Genomic DNA, 22,396 nt, shown 5'->3' with positions numbered 1-22,396 from the left:
CACGCGGTGGGCTCCGTGGTCGCCGAGCAGTGGCTGGGCTCGCCCCGGGACCGCGCCCGGGCCGGCCGGCTCGGGCGGCTCGTCGTCGTCAACGTCCTCACCCGGTCGCGGCCCTGCTGCTGCTCGCCGTGGCCGGGCAGTTCTACTACACCACCGGGTTCCTGCTGCTGCTGCCCGCGGTGGGCTCCGTGGTCGCCGAGTAGTGGCTGGGCTCGCCCCGGGACCGCGCCCGGGCCGGCCGGCTCGGGCGGCTCGTCGTCGTCAACGTCCTCACCTCGGCCCTGGTCGCCCTGCCGGTGCTGCCGGCCCCCGTGCTGCGCTGGACCCCGGTCCCGCTGCTCAGCCCCACGGTCGGTGACCAGGTGGGGTGGCCCGCCCACGTCCGGCAGGCCGCCCAGGCCTACGAGGCGCTCACGCCGGCCGAGCAACGCAGCACGGTGCTGCTGGCCGACAACTACGGCCAGGCCGGGGCGCTGGACCGCTACGGCCCCGACCTCGGCCTGCCCCCGGTGCACAGCGGGCACAACGCCCTGCACGACCGCGGCGGGCCGTCGGCGGGCACCACCACGGCCGTCGTGCTGCTGCAGGAGCAGGACCGGGACCGGCGCGCCACCGCCACCGGTCCGGCGCTGGCCCACGCGTTCGAGACCTGCGAGCGCGTCGACGCCCTGGACAACGGCCTGGCCGTGCCCAACGAGGAGCAGGGCACCACCGTGATGCTCTGCCGCGGGCCCACCGACGACTGGGACCGGTTGTGGCCCGCGTTCCGTCACGTCGGCCTGTCCACGTTCTGCCACGCCTGCCGTCAGGTCCTCGGCTGACCGCGGCCCCCGGCCGGTGTGACTCACCGCGCCGGCCCCGTCCGGTCCCTCGGTAGGGTGGGGGGACGCCCCGGGCCCTGCGCGGCTCTCCGGCGTCCCCTCCCCCGCAGACCACCGTAAGGAACCTCGCCCGTGGCCCTGGTGATCGCCCTGCTCGTCCTCGCGTCGACGGCAGTGCTGGCTCACCCGTTGTCCAACCGGCTGGGTCGTGATGCCGGCTACCCCCTGGGCGCCCTGTTCCTGCTGTCGCTGGGCATCATCTCGTTCCACGCCCCGACGGTGCTGGACGGTGGGGCGGTCGAGTTCGAGCGGCAGTGGATCCCGGCGCTAAACATCGCGTTCCGGCTGCACCTGGACGGGCTGAGCCTGCTGTTCGCCATCCTGGTCCTGGGCGTCGGGGCGCTGATCATGTCCTACTGCGCCCGCTACCTGAGCGAGGAGTACGACCACGGCCGGCTCTACCTGCTGCTGGGCGCCTTCGCGACTGCGATGCTCGGCCTGGTGCTCGCGGCCGACATGGTGCTGCTGTTCGTGTTCTTCGAGCTCACCACGCTGGCCTCGTTCTTCCTCATCGGCGGTCAGGGCCTGGGGTCGGCCAAGCCGGCCACCCGGGCCTTCGTCATCACCGCCACCGGCGGGCTGAGCCTGCTGGGCGCCGTCGCGCTGACCGCCTCGGTGGTCGGCACGACCAACCTCACCGAGGCGCTCGAGCGCTCCGACGAGATCGCGGCCTCGCCGCTGGCGCCCTGGATCGCCGCCCTGCTGATCCTGGCCGCGTTCACCAAGTCCGCCCAGCTGCCGTTCCACTTCTGGCTGCCGGACGCCATGGTCGCCCTGACCCCGGTCAGCGCGTACCTGCACGCCGCGACCCTGGTCAAGGCCGGCATCTACGTGCTGCTGCGGTTCTCGCCGCCGTTCGCGGGGATGCCCGGCTGGACCGTCGTGCTGGTCTCCGTCGGGCTGGCCACGTCGATCGTCGGGGCGGTCTTCGCCCTGCAGCAGCACGACCTCAAGGCCCTGCTCGCCTACTCGACCGTCAGCCAGCTGGGGTGGATCGTCGCCCTGATCGGCGTGGGCACCACCGCCTCACTGGCCGTGGCGGCGCTGCACACCTTCGCCCACGCCCTGTTCAAGGCCACGCTGTTCATGCTGGTCGGGATCATCGACCGCGAGGCGGGCAGCCGCGACATCCGTGAGCTGCAGGGGCTGTACAAGGTCATGCCGGTGACGGCGACCCTGACGGCGCTGGCCGCGCTGTCGATGGCGGGCATGCCGCCCTTCCTCGGGTTCGTCAGCAAGGAGGAGGCCTACAAGGCCTTCCTGGAGCTGCCCGGCCCGTGGGGCTGGGTGGTGGCCGGGATCGCCGTGCTGTCGGCCGCGATGACGTTCGCCTACTCCTTCCGGATCCTGCACGGGGCCTTCGGCGGCGGGACGGCGCAGGCCAGCCTGTACGAGCCGCGGGCCTCGTTCCTGGCCCCCGCGGCCATCCCCGCCGTGGCCGGGCTGCTGCTGGGCCTGACCGTCGGCGCCCTCAACCCGCTGGTCTCCCGGACGGTGCAGGACACCCTGCTGGTCGAGACCGACGCGGACCTGGCCCTGTGGCACGGCTTCGAGCCGGCGCTGTACCTGTCGGCGCTGACCATCGCGCTCGGCGTGGTCCTGTTCCTGCTGCGGGCCCCCGTCGACCGGGCGCTGCACCGGTCGTTGCTGCCCTTCACCGGGGTGCAGGTCTACGACGCGACCTACCAGGGCGCGCTCCGGCTCGGGGACCTGGTGGGCCGGAACACCCGCTCCGGCGCCCTGGCCCCGCACCTCGTCTGGCCCGTGCTCTCGGTGGGGGCCCTGGCCGTCGTCGGTGTGCTGACCCTGGGCGAGCTGCCCGTCCCCGCGGCCCCGGTCACCCGGGCCGGCGACTGGCTCGTGGTCGGGCTCGTGGCGGTGGGCGTGCTGGGCATGGTGCTCACCCACAACCGGCTGGGCGCGGTGTCCATGCTCGGGGTCGTCGGGTTCCTGGTCGCGGTCTGGTTCCTTCTCGCCGGCGGGGTGGACCTGGCCCTCACGCAGACCCTGGTCGAGGTCCTGACCGTGGTCGTGGCCGTGCTGGTGCTCCGGCGGCTGCCGCGTCGCTTCGCCCCCACGACGAGGCGCCGGGCCGTGCCGGCCGCGCTGCTCGCCGTCGGCGCCGGTCTCGCGGCCGGTCTGGCCACGCTGGCGCTGACCGGGCGCCGCGAGCCGTCGCCGGCCTCGGAGGTGCTGCTCAACCAGGGCGAGGAGCTGACGGGCGGGACCAACGTCGTCAACACGGTGCTGGTCGACTTCCGCGGCCTGGACACCTTCGGCGAGATCCTCGTCCTGGCGGTCGCCGGCATCGGGCTGCTGGCCCTGCTGCGCCGCGACGCGGGACCCGCCACCGCGGTGGCCGGGACCACCGCGGACGCCGCGCCGTCCCCCGCCCCGGACGCCGTCGCCGAGACCGAGGCCGGCGACCGGACCATCTTCGCCGTCACCAGCCGGCTGCTCGTCCCGGTGATCCTCGTCATCTCCTTCCTGCTGCTGTGGCGCGGGCACGACGAGCCGGGCGGCGGCTTCATCGCCGCGCTGGTCGGTGGACTGGGCGTGGCCCTGGTCCAGATCCCCCGCGGCGCCGGGGCCCGGAGCCGGCTCCAGGCCGTCCCGCTGCTGTCGGCCGGCATCACCGTGGCCGTGGGCGCCGGGCTGCTCGGCCTGCTCGGCGACTCGTTCCTGCAACCGCTCAAGGGAGACCTCGTCATCGGTTCGTTCACCCAGTCGTTCACCACGTCGCTGATCTTCGACGTGGGCGTCTACCTCGTCGTCGTCGGTCTGGTGGTCGCGGCGGTCGACCGCCTCGCCAACGGCCGGGTCGTCGCCGAGGCCGAGGCCACGCAGGTCCCCCCGACCCCGGCCGAGCTCGAGGCGATGGACGAGGTGGCCCGGTGAGCGCCGCGGTCCTCGTCGCCGTCCTCGTGGCGGGCGGGGTCTACCTGCTGATGCAGCGCGGCCTGGTGCGGGTCACGTTCGGCTTCATCATGCTCGGGCACGCGGCCAACGTGCTGCTGGTCGCGGCGGGCGGGATGAGCCGGCGCGAACCGCCCCTGCTGGGCACCACCGACCCGGCCGTGGCCGCGGACCCGCTGCCGCAGGCCTTCGCGCTGACCGCCATCGTCATCACCTTCGGGATCACCGTCTACCTGCTCGCCATGGCCGGCAACGGCGGCGACGACGACGCGCCCGCCGCCGACGCCGAGCCGGGCACCACGACCGACGAGGGGGTCCGCCCGTGAGCGACCTCGTCCCGTTCCTGCTCTGGCTGCCGCTGCTCGGCGCGGCCGGGGCGCTGGCGGCCGGGCACCGGGTGCGGCTGCAGCGCGCCATCACGTTCCTCGTGTCCACCCTCGTGCTGGGGTACGGCCTGACGATGGCCTGGTCCACCAGCGACGGCTCCGTCGTGGTCGAGCAGGTCGCGGGCTGGCAGGGAGGCATCGCGATCCCGTTCGCCGTGGACACCCTGAGCGCGCTCATGGTGTCCGTGGCCGCCGTCCTGGTGCTGGCCTCGACCGCCTTCGCCGTCTTCACCGGCGACGACGAGGACCGCTACTTCCTGCCGCTGGTCCTCGTGCTGTCCGGCGGCGTGTACGGCGCCTTCGTCACCGCCGACCTGTTCAACCTGTTCGTGATGATCGAGGTCGCGCTGATCCCGTCCTACGTCCTCATCACCCGGCGCGGCTCCGCGTCGGAGATGGGCGCCGGCCGGGTGTACCTGACGGTCAACCTGCTCGTCTCGACCGTCCTGCTGGCCGGGGTGGGCCTGGTCTACGGCGCCACGGGCACCGTCAACCTGGGCGAGCTGGCCGGCGCGGCGACCGAGTCGGTCGGCGCGGCGCTGGGCGGCGGGGTCGTGCTGATCGCGCTGGCCGCCAAGGCGGCCCTGGTACCGCTGCACTCCTGGCTGCCCCGCACCTACCCGTTCGCCTCGGTGGCCACGACCGCCCTGCTGTCCGGCCTGCTGACCAAGATCGGCGTCTACGGCATCTTCCGCATCTACGCCGTCATGTTCTCCGGTGACGAGCGGCTGCAGACCCCGTGGCTGGTCATCCTGCTGCTGACCATGGTGGTCGGGGTCCTCGGCGCGCTCGGCGAGTCGTCGATGCGGACCATCCTCGCCTTCCACATGACGAGCCAGGTCGGCTACATCCTGCTCGCCATCGGGTTCTTCGGGGAGCGGGGGCTGCAGGCAGGCATCTTCTACCTGGTGCACCACATCATCGTGAAGGCGGCGCTGTTCCTGGCCTGCGGAGCGGTGGAGCACGAGGCGGGCACGGGCACGCTGTCCCGGCTGGGTGGGGCCGCCCGCCGCGAGCCGTTGCTGGCCCTGGCCTTCATGGGCGCGGCCCTGTCGCTGGTCGGCATCCCGCCGTTCTCGGGCTTCGTCGCCAAGTACTCCCTGGTGAGCGCCGCGGCGGTCGAGGGCGAGTGGGTCGCGGTCGCGCTGATCGTCGTGGTCAGCCTGTTCACGCTGCTGTCCATGCTGAAGATCTGGAACGGTGCCTTCTGGGGGGCCGACCCCGACGAGGAGGGTCGGGCCCTGACGCCGGGCGCCTCCGGTGCGCTCCCCGACCAGACCGACCCGATGAGCTCGACGCTGCTGCGTCGCGCCAAGGTCGCCATCACCGAGGGCCCCCCCGGCGGCATGCCGCGGGGCCTGATCCTGCCCGGGCTGGCCCTGGCCGTGCTGTCGCTGGTGATCGGCCTGGGCGCCGACGTCCTGCTCGGGCTGGCGGGGACCGCGGCCCAGGGCCTGGTCAACCCCTCGGCCTACGTGAGCGCGGTGGCGGGCCGATGACCGCGCAGCTGCGACGCGCAGCGCGGTCGCTGGCCTTCGCCGGGTACTTCGTCAGGCTCCTGGTGGTGGCCAACTGGGAGGTCGTCTCCGACCTGCTGACCCCCGGCAGCCGGCTCCGGCCCGGCATCGTCGCGCTGCCGCTGCGGTCCCGCAGCGCCGGGGAGATCACGCTGCTGTCCGCCCTGATCACCCTGACCCCGGGCACGCTGACCATCGACGTGTCCGACGACCTGGACGTGATGTACGTGCACGGGATGTACGCCCCGGACGCCGACGAGTTCCGCGCCGAGCTGAGCGACCTGGAGAGCCGGATGCTGCACGCGGTGCGCCTGGACGACCACCAGGAGGCCGGCCGATGATCGTCGTCGACGTGGCCCTCGTGGTGCTGGCGCTGTCCCTGCTGCCCGCCGTGTGGCGGATCGCGGTCGGGCCGACCGAAGCGGACCGGGCGCTGTCCGCGGACCACGTCTTCTTCGTGTTCCTGGCCGTGGCGGGCCTGCTCGCGCTGAGGCTGCAGGACTCGGTGTTCCTGGACGTCGTGCTGGTGGGGACCCTGGTCGGGTTCCTGGCCACCGTCACCCTGGCGCGCCTCGTCGACCGGGGTCGCTCGTGAGCGCCGTGGAGGTCGTGCAGGCCGGCCTCGGCTACGGGCTGGTGGTGCTCGGGGTCGGCCTGGTCGCGGTCGCCGCCCTGGGCCTGATCCGCTTCCCCGACGCCTACTCCCGGCTCAGTGCCGTCACCAAGGCCGCCACGCTCGGGGTCTGCCTGACCCTGCTCGGCGTGCTCGTGCTGGACCCGTCCTGGTCGAACGCCGTCAAGGTGCTGCTCGCGGTGGCCCTGCAGTTCGTCACCTCCCCGGTGGGCGGGTTCGCCCTCGGGCGCGCCGCCTACCGCTCCGGCAGCCCGTTGGCCCCGAGCTCGTCCTACGACGAGCTGGGGGGCCGCCACGGGCGCCGGAGCGGCGACATGGGTGGCGACGACCCCGCGCGCCGTTAGCCTTCGTCCATGACAGCGCCCCAGACCGACCGCACCATCGGCCAGCTGGTCACCGACGCCCTCGACGACGTCCGGTCGATCGTCCAGCACGAGAAGGCCCTCCTCAAGGCCGAGGTCAGCAGCGCCGCCAAGGCCGGCGGGGTCGGCGTCGGGCTGCTCGTCGCGGCCGTCGTGACGTTGAGCCTGGCTCTCGTCTTCCTGCTCATCACGGCCGCCGAGGCGCTCGTCGCCGCCGGCCTGCTGCGCTGGGCCGGGTACCTCGTCGTGGGCGGGGCGCTGCTGCTGCTCGCGATCCTGCTCGGGCTGGTCGGCGTGGCGTCGCTGAAGAAGGTCAAGGCCCCCCAGAAGGCCGTCGAGCAGGGCAAGGGCACCGTCGAGGACGTCAAGAACGCCTTCGGCAGCGACGAGGAGACCGTCGCGGCGGGCGCCACGCGGGTCGGCAGCAGCGGCGCGACCGCGGCCCCGTCGGCCGGCAGCCACGCGGCGGGGCGCACGGGCTGAGCGAGGGCAGGAGCCGCTGAGCCCCCGACGCCGGCCGCCGTTCCCGGCGCACCTGACCGACGCCTCGGTCGTCGGCGTCCCGGGACCGTGGCAGCACCGGTTCGTCGGGGCCCACGGCAGCCGGTTCCACGTGGCGGTCTGCGAGCCACCGGCCGGCGGGTCCGCGGAGGCCCCGCTGGTGCTCCTGCTGCACGGCGCGCTGCAGAACTGGTACGCCTGGCGGGGCGTGCTGCCGGGCCTGGCCGCGGCCGGCTACCGGGCGGTGGCCGCCGACCTGCGTGGCCACGGCGCCTCCGACGCCACCCCCCGCGGGTACGACCTGCCGGGCCTGGCCGACGACGTGGACGCGCTGGTGCGCTCGCTCGGCGCGCAGCGGGCCGTGGTCGTGGGGCACGACCTGGGCGGGTGGGTCGGCTGGACGCTGGCCGCCCGGCACCCGGAACGCCTCAGCGGCCTGGTCGCCGTCGCCGCCCCGCAGCCGCGTCCGGCGCTGCTGACCGGCGGGGTGCTGCGTGCGGTCCTGTCGGCCCAGGCCCCCAGCTGGCCCGAGCGTGTCCTGCTGCACGGCGACGGCATCAGGTCCCACCTGGACGCGGCGCGGGCCACCCCGGCCCCCCGGGCCGACGTCGAGTACTACCTGGCGTCGGTCCGGGTGCCGTCGGTGGCGCACACCTGCCTTGAGCCGTGGCGCTGGCTGGCGCGCGCCTCGCCCCGTCCCGACGGGGTCCGCTGGTGGCGCTCGGTCCGCCCGCCCGTGGCCGCGCCGGTGCTGCAGCTGGACGGCGGGCGGGACCCCTGGGTCCGCACCGGGTCCGACGACCCCGTGCCCGGCGGGCCGGGCAGCGCGCGGGCGGTCGTCGCCGACGCCGGTCACCTGCTGCCGGAGGAGGCCCCCGCCGCGGTGCTCGAGCACCTGCTGGCCTGGCTGCCCGGGGTGCTCGGGCCGCAGGGCTGAGCGTCCTGGGCGGGCCGACGGCACCCGCGGGCGCTCAGGCGGGCGCGCAGTCCCCCGTGGCGACGGCCCCCGAGGCCGCCGCGGCCACGTCCAGCACCGGTGCGGCCTCGGCCAGGGTCACCGCGTAGCCCGTGCTGGCGTCGTCCAGGCTCCGCGCGAACACCACGCCGACGACCTGGCCGGACACGTCGAGCACCGGTCCGCCGCTGTTGCCGGGGCGGATCTGGGAGTTGAGGGAGTACACCTCGCGCGTGACCTCCGCCTCGCCGTAGATGTCCTCCCCGACCGCGGTGATGACGTCGCGGACCCGGCCGGACGACAGCACGTACGGCCCGTTCAGCGGGAACCCGGCGACCACGACGTCCGCCCCGCGGCCCAGGTCCACCCCGATCGGCAACGGCCTCGCCGTCAGGCCGGGGACGTCGACCACGGCCAGGTCACGGGCCGGGTCGAACACCACGACGGCCCCCGGCAGCCGCTCGCCGGTCCCGCCCACCTGCACCTGCACCTCGGTCATGCCCGCCACCACGTGGGCGTTGGTGAGCACCCGGTCCTCCGCCACGACGAAGCCCGACCCCTCCTGGCCGCGACGGCACGCCTCGGCCTGGCCGCTGACCCGCACCACCCCGGCTCCGGCCGCGACGACGGCCGGGTCCTGGGCGACGCCGGGGTCCGGGTCCTCGACCGGCAGGACCGGTTCCGCGCCGGCGAACACGGTAGGGAACAGCTCCCCGCTCACCGAGCCGTACCAGTCGTCCAGGGCCCCGGCGAGCGGGTCGGGGACCACCTCGTCGACCACCCCCACGACGCGTGAGTCGGCCACGACGCGCGACAGGGTGGGGAACGGGCTGACCCGGACGGCCCCGGCCACCACCCAGACCACCAGGGCGGTGGCCACCACGGCACCGAGCAGACCCGTCGCGGCGTCGACCGCCCGCGCCGGCTGCCAGGTCACGCGCTCTCGCAGCCCGCCGGCCAGCGCACCCAGCAGCGCCTGGCCGAGCACCCCGGCGACCACCGTGCCGCCCAGCAGGACCAGCGACCGGGTGGGTCCGGCGGACATGTCGGCGACGGCCAGCGGCAGCAGCTGCGAGGCGGCGACGGCCCCCACGACGAAGCCCAGCAACGACAGCGTCCCCACGAACAGGCCCTGGCGGAACCCGGTCCCGGCGTAGCCGACCAGCAGCAGCACCAGCAGCCCGTCCAGCAGCAGCGCCCCGCTCACGGCGGCGCCGCCCCCGACAGCGGGCTGCCCTCGTGGTCGACCACCGGGGTCTGGTCCCACGGCCGGGCGAGCCCGGACAGGTCCAGCAGCCAGGACAGCAGCCCCGCCGTGAACCCCCAGACGAACAGCCCGCCGGCGAGGAAGCCCGGTCCGCTGCCCCGGCCGGCGGGGTACCGCACCCCCACCCGGTTGGCCGGGTCGACGAGCTCGGCGACCGGCACCCGGACGACCTGGGCGACCTCGAGCGGGTCCACGACGCCGACCGGGCCGGGGGCGTGCCACCAGCCGACGACCGGGACGACCTGGTGCGAGGACGGGGGCACCCACAGCGCCGGCGTCGTCCCGAGCACGTGCACCGACCCCGGGTCGACCCCCACCTCCTCGGCGGCCTCCCGCAACGCCGTGGCCGTGTCGTCGGCGTCCTCGGGGTCGCGGCGGCCCCCGGGGAACGCGACCTGGCCCGGGTGGCTGGCGAGCGAGTCCGAGCGACGGGTCAGCAGCACGTCGGGCGCGGAGCCGTCACCGGTCGCGTCGCCCAGCAGGACGAGCACCGCGGCCCGTCGGACGGCGCCGTCCCCGGGCGGGGTGGCGCGCCACCCGGCCGGCAGCTCCTGCCCCGCGAGGACCGCTCGCCGCCAGGGGGCCAACCAGGCCGGCTCGTCGGCGCCGGGGCCCGCTGCGACGGTCGGGGCAGCGGACGGCACCCGCCCAGGGTACGAGCAGGTGCGCCCTCCGGGTGACGTGCGGCCCTGGCCCTCCAGGCGGGGCCACGGCCGGACGACACCTGCACCACGACGAGAACCCCGAGCCCGCCCGGGCCCGGCCGACCCCCAGCAGGAGACGACCCCATGCACATCCCCAGGCAGACCGACGGCTCGCGCGAGCGCGCAGCCCGTCGCACCGGCCACGAGGGCAGCGGTGCCACCGCGGTCCCCGGCCCTGCTGCCCTGGGCGCGGACGGGTTGCGGGCACGCCTCGAGCGCCTCGTCGCGCAGCAGCGGGCCGTCACCTACTGGCAGCGGCTGGTGCAGGCCCGGACCGACCTCGTCGTGGCCGGTCTGCTCTACGGCACCCCGGTCCCCGCCGCCCGCACGCTCGCCGCCACCACGCTCGGCGGTGCCGACCAGGCCCGCCCCGCGACGCCCCCCTGCGCGCAGGACCCGGACGACCTGCACGCGCTGGCCACCCCTCCCGACGGCCTCGACGTGGCCGGTCTGCTCGGGGTGGTCTCCCTGGACGGCGACGGCCCGGGCGGTCACCTGGACCGGCTCCGCGTGGCCGCGGGGCTGCTCGCCCACCGCCGGTGCGTGCTGGAGGCCGAGCTGGACGCCGTCACCCTGGCCCTGCAGGACCGGCTCGCCGGGACCTCGGGCTGAGGTCGGCCGTGGCCGCCCCCGGAGACGCCGGACGCGCCACAGCCAGCAGGAACGGCCGTGATCCGGCATGATCCGACGTGCCGGTTCGAGCGAGGGAGGTCGCATGACGGAGGAGATCCTGCGTCGGGCACCGCTGCTCGCCGCGCTGGACGAGGAGTCGGCCCGCGCCCTGGTGACGCGGATGCGACCCGTCGAGCTCGCCCGGGGCGAGCGGCTGTTCCACGAGGGCGACCCCGGGGACGCGCTGTACGTCATCGAGACGGGCAAGATCAAGCTCGGTCGGCGGGCCGCCGACGGCCGGGAGAACCTGCTGGCGATCCTGGGTCCCGGGGAGATGTTCGGCGAGCTCTCGCTGTTCGACCCGGGCCCGCGGGTCGCCACCGCCGTCGCGGTGTCGCCCAGCCGGGTGCACTCCCTGACGCGGGACGACTTCGTGCCGCTGCTCGACCAGCCCCGGGTGGCCCTGTCCCTGCTGGCGGCGCTGGGTCGTCGGCTGCGCCGCACCAACGAGGCCCTGGCCGACCTGGTGTTCTCCGACGTGCCGGGCCGCGTGGCCAAGGCCCTGCTGGACCTGGCCAAGCGGTTCGGCCGCCCCGTGGACGACGGCGTCCTGGTGGCGCACGAGCTGACCCAGGAGGAGCTGGCTCAGCTCGTCGGGGCCAGCCGCGAGACGGTCAACAAGGCGCTCGCCGACTTCGCCGGCCGGGGCTGGCTGCGGCTGGAGGCCCGCGCGGTCACGATCCTGGACGTCGACCGGCTGGCTCGTCGAGCCCGCTGAGCAGCCACATCAGCGCGACCAGGCTCAGCCCCTCGTTGACCCGGCCCTCGCGCACCAGCTCCCGCACCTCACGCAGCGGCACCCAGGCCACCCGGTCGGACTCGGCCGGGTCGGGCTCGCCGACCTGCTCGCCCGCCCCGGCCAGGCAGACCTCGAAGCGGTGGTCCCCCAGCCCGCCGATCGGGTGGAACCCGGTGACGTGACGGACGTCCGTCACCGTCCAGCCGGTCTCCTCCAGGGTCTCCCGCGCCGCCGCCTGCTCGGCGGTCTCGCCCGGCTCGAACCGCCCCGCCGGCACCTCCCAGCCCCAGGCGTCCGGGACCAGCCGGTGCCGCCAGAGCAGCAGCACCTCCTCCTCGGGCGTGCCACCGGTCCCCGGGTCGCCCACCGCCACCGGCCGGCGCACCACGCACGCAACGGCCGGCAGCGGCTGGCGCAGGGCGTGGTGGTCGTAGCGGTGCCCGTCGGGGTGGACCACGTCGATCAGGTGGAGCCCGACCCAGGGGCTGTCGTACAGGCTGCGCTCCCCCAGGACCCGCCAGCGGCTGGTGCCCTCCTCACCGCTCACCCGGCCCGGGCCAGGTGGACCAGGGTCGCCCGGACGGTGCGGGACGCGGCCTGGACCAGGACGGGGTCGGTCACCTCGGGGTAGACCGCGGCCACCACCGCGGCCACGAGCACCTCGTCCGCCGGGTCCGCCTCGTCCGCGCGGTCCGCCGGGCCCGCCGGGCCCGCCTGGCCGTGGCGGCCCGCCAGGGCGGCGCGGACCTGCTCGACCCGGGCGAGCCGGTGCGCGCGGAGCTCCCGTACCGACGCCACCAGGTCGGGCAGCACCGGCCCGTGCCCCGGCAGGCCTGTCCACGGGCCCGCCGCGCCGTCGCCCAGCGCGATCAACCGGTCGAGCGAGTCCAGGTAGTGCGTCAGGTCGCCGTCGGGGTGGGCGACCACGGACGTGCCGCGCCCCAGCACCGTGTCGCCGGTCAGTACCTCGGACCGCCGGGGCAGCAGCAGCGCCAGGGAGTCGTCGGTGTGCCCCGGCAGCGGCAGGACGACAACCCTCTCGTCGCTGGCCGGCTCCAGCAGCGACCACCCGGGCGGCTGCCCCAGACGAGGGTCCAGGGCCATCACCGGCGCCCCCGCGGCCGCCACGGCCTGCTGGAGCACCGGGTGGTCCAGGGCGGCGGCGTGGTCGGGGTGGCGGTGGGTGAGCAGCACCCCCCCGAGGCGTCCCGAGTCCCGACCCACCTCGGCGAGCACGGCGTCCAGGTGGGCGGCGTCGGCGGGCCCGGGGTCCACCACGAGCACCGTCCGGCGTCCCACCAACCACGTGTTGGTCCCCTCGAGGGTCATCGGCCCAGGGTTGGGGGCGCGCACCAGCCGGGTCACGGCACGTCCCCGGCGTGCCGGGGCAGCAGCAGGTCGACCCCGCGCTCGCCGACCTCGGGGCCCTCTCGCCACACCGCCCGCGGCACGACGGGGACCAGGACGGCCCCGGCGACCAGCCGGGCCACGGCGGTCGCAGCGCCGACCCCGTCGGCGGCCGCCTGCAGGCGACCCAGCACGGCACGCGTCGGGGGCAGCGCGGCCCGGGTCCCGTCGCCCAGCGCCGCGAGCAGCTCGGCCGGACCGGCCCAGCCGTGCTCGTGCACCTCGTGGTCGGGGGGCATCCGCCCGGGCGCGCGGGCCCCGTCGCCCCCGCTCCCGCTCAGCACCCCGACGAGGAACGTGGAGTCGTAGCGGCGCGGCTCGTGCTCGGGGGTCACCCAGCGCACGAGCGGACGCAGCAGCTGCGGCGCCACCGCATGACCGGTCTCCTCGGCCAGCTCGCGGGCCGCGGCCCGCGCCAGGACGGTGAACCGGTCGGGGTAGCCGGGGTCGTCGCTGCGCCGGAGCCGGTCCACGTCGTCGACCGCCCCGCCGGGGAACGCGAGCAGGCCCGGCGCCACGGCCAGCTGCCGGCCGCGGGTGATCCACAGGACCTCGACCGTCCCGGCGTCACCGTCACGCAGCAGGCAGACGGTCGCCGCCTGCCTGGGAGGGCTGCCCTGGGGCGAGCCCGCCAGCAGCCACGCGCGTGCGGTCGCGTCCGCCCGGCGCGGGAGGGGGAGGACCGTGGTCTCCGGCTCGCTCACCACTGACCTCCTGCTGCGCCCGGGACGGGCTCAGCGCACCTCGACGACGATCTCCACCTCGACGGGGGCGCCGAGCGGCAGGGCAGCCACCCCGACCGCGGACCGGGCGTGACGACCGGCCTCGCCGAACACCTGACCGATCAGGACGGACGCACCGTTGAGGACGACCGGCTGCTTGCCGAAGCCCGGGGCGCTGGCGACGAACCCCGTGACCTTGACGACGCGGACGACGCTGTCGAGGTCGACCAGCGACGCGACCGCGGCGATGGCGTTGAGCGCGCACTGACGGGCCAGGGCGGCGGCCTCCTCCGGGGTCACGTCGACGGCCTCGTCGCCGACGACGCCGGTGGTGGTCAGCTGGCCGTCGAAGAACGGCAGCTGACCCGACGTGTGGACCAGGTTGCCGGTCCGGACGGCGGGCACGTAGTCCGCGACCGGGGCCGGGACGACGGGCAGCTGCAGACCGAGCTGCTCCAGACGCTGCGAGGGCGGGCCGGACAGCTCCGGCTCGGGCGCCGGCTCCGGCTGGGTCCCGGGCTCGGCCTCGGCCTCGGACCCGGGCTCGGTCCCGGGCTCGGACCCGGACTCGGGCTCGGACGGCTGCAGGTCCGACGGCTGCTCGCCGAAGGCCGCGGGGTCGGGGGTGTCGTCACCCAGCACCTCGGCCTCCTCGACCGACGGCTCCGACCGTCCCTGGGACCGCTCGTCGTCGACGGGCTCGTCCCCGGCGCCGAAGGACGCCGTGCCCGGGTCCGGCGCGACCGTGTCGTCCTGGGCGCCGGCCTGCTCACCGTGGTCCACGTCGACCGGGCGACCCGCCTCGTGCTCGTGCTCCGTCACCGGTGGTTCCCCTCGTGGTCGGTGACGCGCGCGGCTGCTGCCGGCGCGTCGGGGTGCTCGCCGCTCACGGCTTGGGTCGCTTGAGGTAGGCGACCAGCCCTTGCCCTCCTGGTCCCTCGATCACGTTGACCAGCTCCCAGCCGTCCTCGCCCCACTGGTCGAGGATCTGCTTGGTGGCATGGACGATGAGCGGCACCGTCGCGTACTCCCACTGCTGCATGTTGCGCAGCGTACGCGTGAACACCCTCCGTACGCGATCACACCGCGCCTGGTCCGCCGGGCCGCCCTGGACGTGCCCCGCAGGTCAGGGGTGTCTACCGTGAGGTCCGTGCCCGACCTCCTCGACCCCCGGGTCCGACTCCACGTCGTGACCGGCAAGGGCGGGACGGGCAAGACGACGGTCGCCGCCTCGCTGGGACTGGCCCTGGCCCGCAAGGGCCGCCGGGTGCTGCTGACCGAGGTCGAGGGGCGCCAGGGACTGGCCCGGCTCTTCGACGTGGACCCGCTGGGCTTCACGCCCACCCCGCTGGTCCGCCTGGGCGAGGGCGAGCTGCTGGGGATGGCCGTCGACGCCAAGTCCGCGCTGCTGGAGTACCTGGAGATCTTCTACCGCCTGGGTCGGGCCGGACGCACGCTCGACCGGATCGGCGCGGTCGACTTCGCGACCACCATCGCCCCGGGGCTGCGGGACGTGTTGCTGACCGGCAAGGTCTACGACGCCGTGCGCACCCGCCAGGGCAGCCGGCGCGGCGACACGCCGTACGAGTACGACCACGTCGTCCTGGACGCCCCGCCCACCGGTCGGATCGGCAACTTCCTCAACGTCAACGCCGTCGGCGCGGGGCTGGCCAAGGTCGGTCCCATCCACACCCAGGCCGAGTCGGTGATGAAGGTGCTCCGCAGCTCCGTCACCCGGGTGCACCTGGTCACGCTGCTGGAGGACATGCCCGTGCAGGAGACCGCCGACGCCGCCGCCGAGCTGCGCGGGCTCGGCCTGCCCCTGGGCAGCCTGGTGCTCAACCAGGTCCGGCCGCCCCTGCTGGAGCCGGACGAGCTCGGGCTGGCGACCGAGCGACGGTGGGACGTGGCGGCCCTGGCCGACGACCTCGCGGCGCTCGGGGTCGGGGGCCGGCACCCACGGTCGCGGGCGGAGGGCCTGCTCGCCGAGGTCCGGGACCACGCCCTGCGGGTGGAGCGCGAGGCCGAGCTCCGCGAGCGTCTGCTGGGGCTCGCGCTCCCCGTCGTCGAGCTGCCCCAGCTGCCGGCCGGCCGCGGGGGGCTGGACGACTCCGGGGTCCACGAGCTCGCGGACGAGCTGGCATGAGCCCCCGCTCCCGCGCGAAGGACCCCGCCGGCCCCGGGCCGCGCCTGGACGTCGACGCCCTGCTCGACGACCCGTCGGTGCGGGTCGTCGTCTGCTGCGGCTCCGGCGGGGTCGGCAAGACCACCGTCGCCGCGGCGCTGGCGCTGCGCGCCGCCGAGCGGGGACGCCGGGCGGTGGTGCTGACCATCGACCCGGCGCGGCGCCTGGCCCAGTCGCTGGGCCTGTCCGAGCTGGACAACACCCCCCGCCCGGTCGAGGGGGTCCAGGCCACGGGCGAGGGGTTCCTCGACGCGATGATGCTGGACATGAAGCGCACCTTCGACGAGGTCGTCGAGGCGCACGCCACCCCGGAGAAGGCCGAGCAGATGCTCGCCAACCCCTTCTACCAGGCGCTGTCGAGCTCGTTCGCGGGCACGCAGGAGTACATGGCGATGGAGAAGCTCGGTCAGCTGCGCGCGGTCACCGACCCCGACGGCCGCGAGCGCTGGGACCTGATCGTCGTGGACACCCCGCCCAGCCGGTCCGCGCTGGACTTCCTCGACGCACCCGAGCGGCTGGGCTCGTTCCTGGACGGGCGCCTGATCCGGCTGCTGCTCGCCCCGGCCAAGGCCGGCGGGCGCGCGTACGTCCGGGTGCTGTCCAGCATCGCCGGCGGCGTCACGGGCGTCATGAACCGGATCCTGGGCGCCCAGGTGCTCACCGACGTCCAGACCTTCGTCGCCGCGTTCGACACCATGTTCGGCGGTTTCCGGGAGCGGGCGCAGCACACCTACGCCCTGCTGGCCGGCGAGGGCACGGCCTTCGTCGTCGTGGCCGCCCCGGAGGGTGACGCCGTCCGCGAGGCCGGCTTCTTCGTCGACCGGCTCCAGGCCGAGGGCATGCCCCTGGCCGGGGTCGTCGTCAACCGGATGACGACCTCCACGGAGGCCGCGCTGGACAGCGACCGCACCCTGGAGGTCGCCGAGCAGGCCCCGCCCGGCACCCGTCAGGTGCTGTGGGTCCACGCCCGCCGGGTCCGTCGGCTCGAGGCCGAGCGCGAGGTGGCGGCCCGGTTGACCCGGCTGCACCCACCGGTGCCCACCGTCGTGGCCCCCGCCCGACCCCTGGACGTCACGGACCTGGAGTCGCTGCGGGGCGTGGGCGACGACCTGGCCGCCGGTCCCGCCGTCAGCCCCCGGACCAGCACGCCCTGACCCCCGCCGGGGCCCGTGCTCAGCTGGCGCGGGCGTTGGTGCTGCGGCTGTCGTGGCCGACGGAGCCGCGCTGCCGGGGGGCGGCACCGACCCGGCCACCCTCGTGCTCGTCCTTCGCCCGCTCCAGCAGGGTGCGCCACGAGGTCACCCCGGGGTGGTCGCGCAGCCACTGGCGGCGCTCCCGCTCGGTCATGCCGCCCCAGACCCCGAACTCCGTCCGGGTGTCCAGCGCGTGCGCCAGGCACTCGCTGCGTACCGGGCACGCCCGGCACACCAGCTTGGCCTGCTGCTGCGCGGCCCCCTGGACGAACAGCGCGTCCGGGTCCTCGCCCTGGCACGCCCCCTGGCTCGGCCACTCCTCGACCCACGGCATCTCGCGGCCCTCCTTCTCACCCCGGCGGGAGTCCCGCCCGCTGAGGCGCTTGTCGACGAGTCGCTGAGAGGTGCTCAGCGGCTGCACTGGTACGGATTCCAAACTAGGGATGGTGCTGAGCCGGTGACAGGGCCTGATCGACCAGTCCTCGCTCGTCCCTCCGGTCAGTACGTCGTCGACCGAACGGTGGATGGCCCCAGGTCAGGACCTGCTCCCGGACGCACACAGGTTCGGCACGTACCCTGGCCGACATGAGGGATCAGCACCGTGCCGTGATACGCGGCACCGTCGGGGGACGGCAGCAGGCACCAGCAGGGACGGTCCCGGCACGGTTCGCCCGGTCGTTGTCCATGCTCCGCCACGACGACCGGGGCAACGTCGCGACCGGGTTCCTGCGGGTGCTGACGCTGCTGGCGGCCTTCGTGGCGGTGGCGCTGGTGGCCGGGGTGCTGGCCGCCGGGCTGGTCCTCCCCGCGGCCGGCGCCGCCGGGTACCTCACCCGCAGCGGCAGCGACTACTACGAGGACCTCCCCACCGACCTCGAGATCCCCCCGCTGTCGCAGACCTCGAGCATGGTCGCCGCCGACGGCAGCCTGATCGCCACGTTCTTCTCCGAGAACCGCTCCCCCACCTCGCTCAACCGGATGGGCGAGTGGGCCCCCAAGGCCATCATCGCCATCGAGGACGAACGCTTCTACACCCACGGCGGCCTGGACACCCGAGGCACGCTGCGCGCCCTGGGCAACAACGTCCTCGGCGGCTCCCAGCAGGGCGCGTCGACCCTCACCCAGCAGTACGTCAAGCAGGTCCAGCTCGAGTCGGCCGTCTACTCCGGCGACCCCGAGGAGCTCGCCCGGGTCCAGGCCGAGATCAACGCCAGCGGCCCGGAGGGCTACGGCCGCAAGCTCCGCGAGGCCAAGCTCGCCATCTCGCTGGAGGAGGAGCTCACCAAGGACGAGATCCTCGAGCGGTACCTCAACATCGCGAACTTCGGCAACGCCACCTACGGGATCCAGGCCGCTTCGCAGCGCTACTTCAGCGTCAACGCGGAGGAGCTGACCATCCCGCAGGCGGCCATGCTCGCCGGGGTCGTGCAGGCCCCCACCCGCTGGGACCCCCTCGACAACCCGGACAACGCGCTGAGCCGGCGCAACACCGTCCTGTTCAGCATGCTCAGCACCGGGGCCATCACCCAGGCCCAGTACGACGAGGCGTCGGCGTCCGAGCTGGGCCTGGCCCCGCGGGAGACCCAGCGCGGCTGCATCACCTCCGGCGCCCTGGCCTACTTCTGCGACTACGCCGAGCAGCTCATCCTCAACGACCCCGCCTACGGCGAGACCCGCGCGGAGCGGGAGAACCTGCTGCTGCGGGGCGGCCTGCGCATCGAGACGACCATCGACCCGCAGGTGCAGGCGCTGGCCTGGGAGGCGGTCCGGTCCCAGGTGCCCGAGGACGAGCGGGCCGGCGTGGCGATGAGCGTCGTCCAGCCCGGCACGGGTCACATCCTGGGCATGGCGCAGAACCGGGTGTTCGGCGTCGACCCCAGCGACCCCGCCCAGAGCGCGCAGAACTACAACGTCGACGCCCGCTACAACGGCGGCAACGGCTTCCAGCCGGGTTCCAACATGAAGCCCATCGTGCTGGCGGCCTGGCTGGACGCGGGCAACGCGCTGAACGAGCGCGTCCCCGCCCCCCAGCAGCGCACCTTCCAGTACGGGGACTTCACCGTCTGCGGGGAGCGGCTGCGCCCCTACGGCGAGACCTACAGCCCCCGCAACTCCGGCGGCACGGCGTCGTCGGTGACCATCGCCGAGGCGTCGTTCCGCTCGGTCAACACCGCCTACATCGAGATGTCGTCGCGGCTGGACCTGTGCGACATCCGGGACATGGCCACCAAGCTGGGCATCCACCCCGCCGTGGACCCCACGGCGCAGATCCAGCCGCTGCCGTCCATGGCGCTCGGCTCCGCCGAGGTCGCACCCCTCACCATGGCCAACGCCTACGCCACGTTCGCCGCCGAGGGCATCCACTGCGCCCCGACGGCGATCACCCGCATCACCGACCGGACCGGGGCCGACCTGGCCGTGCCCGCGGCCGAGTGCGAGCAGGTCATCGACCAGGAGGTGGCCCGCGGCGTGAACGAGGCGCTGCAGGAGACCCTGGTCCAGGGCACCGCGCGCAGCTCGGACTACGAGGGGCTGGCGGCCGGCAAGACCGGTACGACGAACGACTTCAACGCCGTCTGGTTCTCCGGCTACACCCCCGAGCTCGCCGCGTCCGTCTGGGTCGGCGACCCCGGCACCGACGGCCAGCCGCAGCCGCTCAACTCCTTCGACATCAACGGCGAGCGGTACCGGCAGGTGTTCGGCTCCACGTTGGCGCTGCCCACGTGGGACGCGTTCATGAACCCGGCCAGCGACCTGCTGGGCATCGGCGACACCGAGTTCACCGCCCCCGAGGACGACATCCTCGAGGGGCCCCGGTTCGCGGTGCCGGACGTCGTCGGCGAGGACGCGGACGACGCGGAGGAGGAGCTGACCGCGCTCGGCCTGCGCGTGTCCATCAGCTCCACCGGGCGCTTCTCGGACTCCGTCGATGAGGGCGACGTCGTCGCGCAGAGTCCGTCCTCCGGCTCCCTGCAGCGCTCGGGCGCCACCATCACCCTGACGCTGTCGCAGGGCGAGGAGCCCCCGCCGCCCCCGGAGCCCGAACCCGAGCCGGAGCCCGAGCCGGAGCCGGAGCCCTCGGTGGCGGCCGACATCCCGCCGGCCGAGGGCGAGGTCGAGGCCGAGGCACCGCCGGCCGACGGCTGACCCGGCCGCCCGACGGCGAGGAGCACCTCCGGCCTCGGCTACACTCAGGCGCGCAACGGGCTGTGGCGCAGCTTGGTAGCGCGCCTCGTTCGGGACGAGGAGGTCGTGGGTTCGAATCCCGCCAGCCCGACCACACGAAGGGGCCGATCCGCGAGGATCGGCCCCTTCGTCGTCCCCGAGGTCTCAGGGCAGGGCGCGGGCGCCGGCGCGCACGATGGTGGCCACCGCGAGGGAGTCCACCGAGTCGACGACGACGTGCGGGCTGGACCGCACCAGCGCGTCGTTGAGGACGGACAGCTCGGTGCAGGCCAGGGCCACGGCCTCGGCACCGGCCGCCGCGACCCGGTCCACCACGCCCGCCAGGGCGGTGAGGTCGGCGGGCCGCCCGGCCTTGACCTGGTCGTAGATCACCGCCATGACGAGGGCCTGGTCCGCCGGCGACGGCACGACCGCCTCGGCACCGACCGCGGCAAGCTCGTCGTGGTAGGTCCGGGCAGCCAGGGTGCCGTCGGTGGCCAGCACCCCCAGCCGCGCCAGGCCCGGCACCCGCCGGCGGGCCGCGGCCACGGTGGCCCGGACGATGCCCAGCACGGGGACGCCCGCGGCGGCCTCGACCTGCGGCAGGAACGGCTCGGCGGTGTTGCAGGGCAGCACCACGGCCCGCGCGCCGATACGGACCAGGTCCTGGGCGGACGCCGCCATCACGGGGCCCGGGTCCTCGGTGCTGCGACCCAGCAGGAACGCCGTCCGGTCGGGGATGCTGGAGCGCTGGTGGACCACCAGGTCGACGTGCTCCTGGTCGGTGCGCGCGTCCGTCAGGTGCACCACCCGCTGCAGGAAGTACGCCGTCGCCAGGGGACCCACCCCGCCGACGACCCCGACGAGGGTGCGGCTCACCCGCCGGTGCTCCCGGCGGCCTGCACCACCCGGGAGCGGGCCTGCCCGACCGGGTAGTACCGGGTGAACTTGCGGACCTGGTTCGCGTGGCTGGCCGCCAGGTAGGCGAGGCGACGAGGGTTACGCTCGGGGGCGTACCAGAGCGGGTTGTGGACCTGGCCCGCGCGGTAGGCGGCCCGGACCCGCCCCCGCAGACCCTCGTCGGTGACGTAGCGCAGCAGCAGCGCCCGGGGCAGGACGGTGAACAGGTGCCCGGGGACCGCCTGGGTGCGCCCGCCCGGGGCGAACGGCTCCAGACCCAGGACGTGCTCCCGCACGTACGGACCCACCGGGTCGACCTGACCGGCGGCGACGTAGAAGTTGCTGCGACCCAGGCGGGGGTTGAGCTCGAAGAACACCGTCCGACCCGTCCGCGGGTCGTGCTTGAGGTCGAAGTTCGCCCACCCGGTCCACCCGACGTGGGCGAGCATCCGGCGGGCGTGCTCGACGGACACCTCGTCGGTGTCGGTGAGGATCGCGGCCGGGTTGCCGATGGCGCTGGGGGCGTGCTCCTCGAGCAGGACGTGACCGAAGGAGGAGTACCGGACCACCGAGCCGGCGTCGGCGTAGGAGGTCAGGATCCGCATGCCGGAGTCGTCACCGGGGATCAGGTCCTGGACGAGGAACGAGTCGCGGTACCCGGCGTCGCGGACCCGGCGCAGCAGGTCGAGCAGGTCCTCGCGGGTGGGCACGACGAAGCCCTTGCTCTTCCCGGCGAACGACACGGCGTGGTAGGCGACGGTGCTGGCCGCCTTGGCGAAGACGGGGAACGTGAGGGAGGACGTGTCGACGTCGACCGGCTCGGCCAGGTCGACGACGACGGTCCGGGGGTGGGGGACGTCGAGCTCCGCGCAGAGCTCGCTGAAGGACGCCTTGTCGGTCATCCGCTGCAGCAGCGGACGCTGGACGTACGGGACGACGACGTGGGCCCCGAGCCGGTCCCTCACCCCGACCAGCAGCGACACCAGCCGGTCGGCGCTGGCGATGACGAGCCCGGGGACACCGTCGTCGGGGACGAGCTCGCGCAGCAGGGTGACCAGGACGTCCGGGTCCTCGATCCGCGGCTCGACCACGTGACGGAGGATGCGGGAGCGGCCCATCAGCCCCGTCGACGCGGTGGAGACCACCACCGCTCGTACCCCGTGGTTCTCGTGGAAGTGCCGCGCCAGGCTGTAGGCGCCGATGTCCCCGCCCAGCACCACCGGGCGGAACGCCGCCGTGTCCTGCACCGCTCCTCCAGCTCGTGTCACCCGCGGACGCCGTCCGGCGTCC

25 protein-coding genes and 1 tRNA gene are annotated in these 22,396 nt (G+C 74.9%); 16 read left to right on the top strand and 10 right to left on the bottom strand.

Annotated features, from left to right (window positions below):
* Window positions 1-29: 29 nt before the first annotated feature.
* The 10 genes from ACR80Q_RS02020 to ACR80Q_RS01975 all read left to right on the top strand — a co-directional run bounded on the left by ACR80Q_RS02020 (window position 30) and on the right by ACR80Q_RS01975 (window position 8,134).
* On the top strand, window positions 30-203 hold the full coding sequence (locus ACR80Q_RS02020; RefSeq protein ID WP_435376046.1) for a hypothetical protein: 174 nt from the start codon (window positions 30-32) through the stop codon (window positions 201-203).
* 93 nt (window positions 204-296) lie between these two features.
* Complete coding sequence (locus ACR80Q_RS02015) at window positions 297-821, top strand: hypothetical protein (RefSeq protein WP_435376045.1); 525 nt, start codon at window positions 297-299, stop codon at window positions 819-821.
* Window positions 822-953: 132 nt separating this feature from the next.
* Entirely contained in the window at window positions 954-3,779 is a 2,826-nt protein-coding gene (gene mbhE, locus ACR80Q_RS02010; protein WP_435375869.1) for a hydrogen gas-evolving membrane-bound hydrogenase subunit E, read from the top strand.
* The gene (locus tag ACR80Q_RS02005) at window positions 3,776-4,123 is read left to right on the top strand and encodes a sodium:proton antiporter (protein WP_435375868.1); all 348 of its coding nucleotides are present in this window, start codon (window positions 3,776-3,778) and stop codon (window positions 4,121-4,123) included. The genes mbhE and ACR80Q_RS02005 overlap by 4 nt, the downstream gene beginning before the upstream one ends.
* Entirely contained in the window at window positions 4,120-5,682 is a 1,563-nt protein-coding gene (locus ACR80Q_RS02000) for a monovalent cation/H+ antiporter subunit D family protein (RefSeq protein WP_435375867.1), read from the top strand. Before ACR80Q_RS02005 ends, ACR80Q_RS02000 begins: the two co-directional genes overlap by 4 nt.
* Window positions 5,679-6,041: a Na+/H+ antiporter subunit E gene (locus ACR80Q_RS01995; RefSeq protein WP_435375865.1), complete on the top strand. Its 363-nt coding sequence runs from the start codon at window positions 5,679-5,681 to the stop codon at window positions 6,039-6,041. The genes ACR80Q_RS02000 and ACR80Q_RS01995 overlap by 4 nt, the downstream gene beginning before the upstream one ends.
* Window positions 6,038-6,295: an MrpF/PhaF family protein gene (locus ACR80Q_RS01990; RefSeq protein WP_435375864.1), complete on the top strand. Its 258-nt coding sequence runs from the start codon at window positions 6,038-6,040 to the stop codon at window positions 6,293-6,295. Before ACR80Q_RS01995 ends, ACR80Q_RS01990 begins: the two co-directional genes overlap by 4 nt.
* Window positions 6,292-6,678, top strand: a complete 387-nt coding sequence (gene mnhG / locus ACR80Q_RS01985; RefSeq protein WP_435375862.1) for a monovalent cation/H(+) antiporter subunit G — start codon at window positions 6,292-6,294, stop codon at window positions 6,676-6,678. Before ACR80Q_RS01990 ends, mnhG begins: the two co-directional genes overlap by 4 nt.
* Window positions 6,679-6,687: 9 nt before the next feature.
* Entirely contained in the window at window positions 6,688-7,179 is a 492-nt protein-coding gene (locus tag ACR80Q_RS01980; RefSeq protein WP_435375861.1) for a phage holin family protein, read from the top strand.
* Between the two features lie 130 nt (window positions 7,180-7,309).
* A complete protein-coding gene (locus ACR80Q_RS01975) occupies window positions 7,310-8,134 on the top strand; it encodes an alpha/beta fold hydrolase (protein WP_435375860.1) in 825 nt (274 codons plus the stop codon).
* Between the two features lie 34 nt (window positions 8,135-8,168).
* On the opposite strand, the gene ACR80Q_RS01970 is transcribed toward ACR80Q_RS01975, so the two are convergent.
* Window positions 8,169-9,359: a MarP family serine protease gene (locus tag ACR80Q_RS01970; RefSeq protein ID WP_435375859.1), complete on the bottom strand. Its 1,191-nt coding sequence runs from the start codon at window positions 9,357-9,359 to the stop codon at window positions 8,169-8,171.
* Window positions 9,356-10,063 carry an NUDIX hydrolase gene (locus ACR80Q_RS01965; RefSeq protein WP_435375858.1) on the bottom strand — a complete coding sequence of 236 codons (708 nt, stop codon included), beginning with the start codon at window positions 10,061-10,063 and terminating at the stop codon, window positions 9,356-9,358. Before ACR80Q_RS01965 ends, ACR80Q_RS01970 begins: the two co-directional genes overlap by 4 nt.
* Window positions 10,064-10,207: 144 nt before the next feature.
* Here ACR80Q_RS01965 and ACR80Q_RS01960 point away from each other — a divergent pair, with 144 nt between their 5' ends.
* Window positions 10,208-10,735, top strand: a complete 528-nt coding sequence (locus ACR80Q_RS01960; protein WP_435375857.1) for a hypothetical protein — start codon at window positions 10,208-10,210, stop codon at window positions 10,733-10,735.
* A gap of 103 nt (window positions 10,736-10,838) precedes the next feature.
* A complete protein-coding gene (locus tag ACR80Q_RS01955; RefSeq protein WP_435375856.1) occupies window positions 10,839-11,513 on the top strand; it encodes a Crp/Fnr family transcriptional regulator in 675 nt (224 codons plus the stop codon).
* Here ACR80Q_RS01955 and ACR80Q_RS01950 read toward each other — a convergent pair.
* From ACR80Q_RS01950 to sp36, 5 genes are all read right to left on the bottom strand, one after another.
* Complete coding sequence (locus tag ACR80Q_RS01950; RefSeq protein ID WP_435375855.1) at window positions 11,470-12,081, bottom strand: NUDIX hydrolase; 612 nt, start codon at window positions 12,079-12,081, stop codon at window positions 11,470-11,472. The two genes, ACR80Q_RS01955 and ACR80Q_RS01950, sit on opposite strands and share 44 nt — an antisense overlap.
* Window positions 12,078-12,863, bottom strand: a complete 786-nt coding sequence (locus ACR80Q_RS01945) for an MBL fold metallo-hydrolase (RefSeq protein ID WP_435375854.1) — start codon at window positions 12,861-12,863, stop codon at window positions 12,078-12,080. Before ACR80Q_RS01945 ends, ACR80Q_RS01950 begins: the two co-directional genes overlap by 4 nt.
* A 32-nt stretch (window positions 12,864-12,895) precedes the next feature.
* Window positions 12,896-13,645, bottom strand: coding sequence for an NUDIX domain-containing protein (locus ACR80Q_RS01940; RefSeq protein ID WP_435375853.1), 750 nt, complete (start codon window positions 13,643-13,645; stop codon window positions 12,896-12,898).
* A gap of 30 nt (window positions 13,646-13,675) precedes the next feature.
* Window positions 13,676-14,146 carry a RidA family protein gene (locus tag ACR80Q_RS01935; protein WP_435376040.1) on the bottom strand — a complete coding sequence of 157 codons (471 nt, stop codon included), beginning with the start codon at window positions 14,144-14,146 and terminating at the stop codon, window positions 13,676-13,678.
* Between the two features lie 403 nt (window positions 14,147-14,549).
* Window positions 14,550-14,705 (bottom strand): Sp36 family protein, encoded by a 156-nt coding sequence (gene sp36, locus ACR80Q_RS01930; protein ID WP_502306123.1) that lies wholly within the window; start codon window positions 14,703-14,705, stop codon window positions 14,550-14,552.
* Window positions 14,706-14,813: 108 nt separating this feature from the next.
* Between sp36 and bagA the strand changes: the two genes are divergently transcribed.
* Both bagA and bagB read left to right on the top strand, forming a co-directional pair.
* Window positions 14,814-15,809 carry an ATPase BagA gene (gene bagA, locus ACR80Q_RS01925; protein WP_435375852.1) on the top strand — a complete coding sequence of 332 codons (996 nt, stop codon included), beginning with the start codon at window positions 14,814-14,816 and terminating at the stop codon, window positions 15,807-15,809.
* Entirely contained in the window at window positions 15,806-17,002 is a 1,197-nt protein-coding gene (gene bagB, locus ACR80Q_RS01920; RefSeq protein WP_435375851.1) for an ArsA family ATPase, read from the top strand. The genes bagA and bagB overlap by 4 nt, the downstream gene beginning before the upstream one ends.
* 19 nt (window positions 17,003-17,021) lie before the next feature.
* On the opposite strand, the gene ACR80Q_RS01915 is transcribed toward bagB, so the two are convergent.
* The gene (locus tag ACR80Q_RS01915; protein ID WP_435375850.1) at window positions 17,022-17,462 is read right to left on the bottom strand and encodes a WhiB family transcriptional regulator; all 441 of its coding nucleotides are present in this window, start codon (window positions 17,460-17,462) and stop codon (window positions 17,022-17,024) included.
* 164 nt (window positions 17,463-17,626) lie between these two features.
* Here ACR80Q_RS01915 and ACR80Q_RS01910 point away from each other — a divergent pair, with 164 nt between their 5' ends.
* Window positions 17,627-20,188, top strand: coding sequence for a penicillin-binding protein (locus tag ACR80Q_RS01910; RefSeq protein ID WP_435375849.1), 2,562 nt, complete (start codon window positions 17,627-17,629; stop codon window positions 20,186-20,188).
* Between the two features lie 56 nt (window positions 20,189-20,244).
* Window positions 20,245-20,321, top strand: a tRNA-Pro gene (locus ACR80Q_RS01905).
* 50 nt (window positions 20,322-20,371) lie between these two features.
* Here ACR80Q_RS01905 and cuyB read toward each other — a convergent pair.
* Window positions 20,372-21,085, bottom strand: coding sequence for a cysteate racemase (gene cuyB, locus ACR80Q_RS01900; protein WP_435375848.1), 714 nt, complete (start codon window positions 21,083-21,085; stop codon window positions 20,372-20,374).
* Window positions 21,082-22,353 carry a carboxylate--amine ligase gene (locus tag ACR80Q_RS01895; protein WP_435375847.1) on the bottom strand — a complete coding sequence of 424 codons (1,272 nt, stop codon included), beginning with the start codon at window positions 22,351-22,353 and terminating at the stop codon, window positions 21,082-21,084. The genes cuyB and ACR80Q_RS01895 overlap by 4 nt, the downstream gene beginning before the upstream one ends.
* Window positions 22,354-22,396 lie beyond the last annotated feature (43 nt).

This window comes from Aquipuribacter aurantiacus (assembly GCF_051216895.1).
Lineage (GTDB): Bacteria > Actinomycetota > Actinomycetes > Actinomycetales > JBBAYJ01 > Aquipuribacter.
This window is presented reverse-complemented; position numbering and strand designations above follow the sequence as displayed.

Excerpts from the sequence above, each read along its gene's own strand:
- ACR80Q_RS01995 (WP_435375865.1), top strand. The coding sequence starts at position 5,679 with ATGACCGCGCAGCTGCGACGCGCAGCGCGGTCGCTGGCCTTCGCCGGG.
- ACR80Q_RS01990 (WP_435375864.1), top strand. The coding sequence starts at position 6,038 with ATGATCGTCGTCGACGTGGCCCTCGTGGTGCTGGCGCTGTCCCTGCTG.
- ACR80Q_RS01980 (WP_435375861.1), top strand. The coding sequence starts at position 6,688 with ATGACAGCGCCCCAGACCGACCGCACCATCGGCCAGCTGGTCACCGAC.
- ACR80Q_RS01960 (WP_435375857.1), top strand. The coding sequence starts at position 10,208 with ATGCACATCCCCAGGCAGACCGACGGCTCGCGCGAGCGCGCAGCCCGT.
- ACR80Q_RS01955 (WP_435375856.1), top strand. The coding sequence starts at position 10,839 with ATGACGGAGGAGATCCTGCGTCGGGCACCGCTGCTCGCCGCGCTGGAC.
- ACR80Q_RS01945 (WP_435375854.1), bottom strand. The coding sequence starts at position 12,863 with ATGACCCTCGAGGGGACCAACACGTGGTTGGTGGGACGCCGGACGGTG.
- sp36 (WP_502306123.1), bottom strand. The coding sequence starts at position 14,705 with ATGCAGCAGTGGGAGTACGCGACGGTGCCGCTCATCGTCCATGCCACC.
- bagB (WP_435375851.1), top strand. The coding sequence starts at position 15,806 with ATGAGCCCCCGCTCCCGCGCGAAGGACCCCGCCGGCCCCGGGCCGCGC.
- ACR80Q_RS01910 (WP_435375849.1), top strand. The coding sequence starts at position 17,627 with ATGAGGGATCAGCACCGTGCCGTGATACGCGGCACCGTCGGGGGACGG.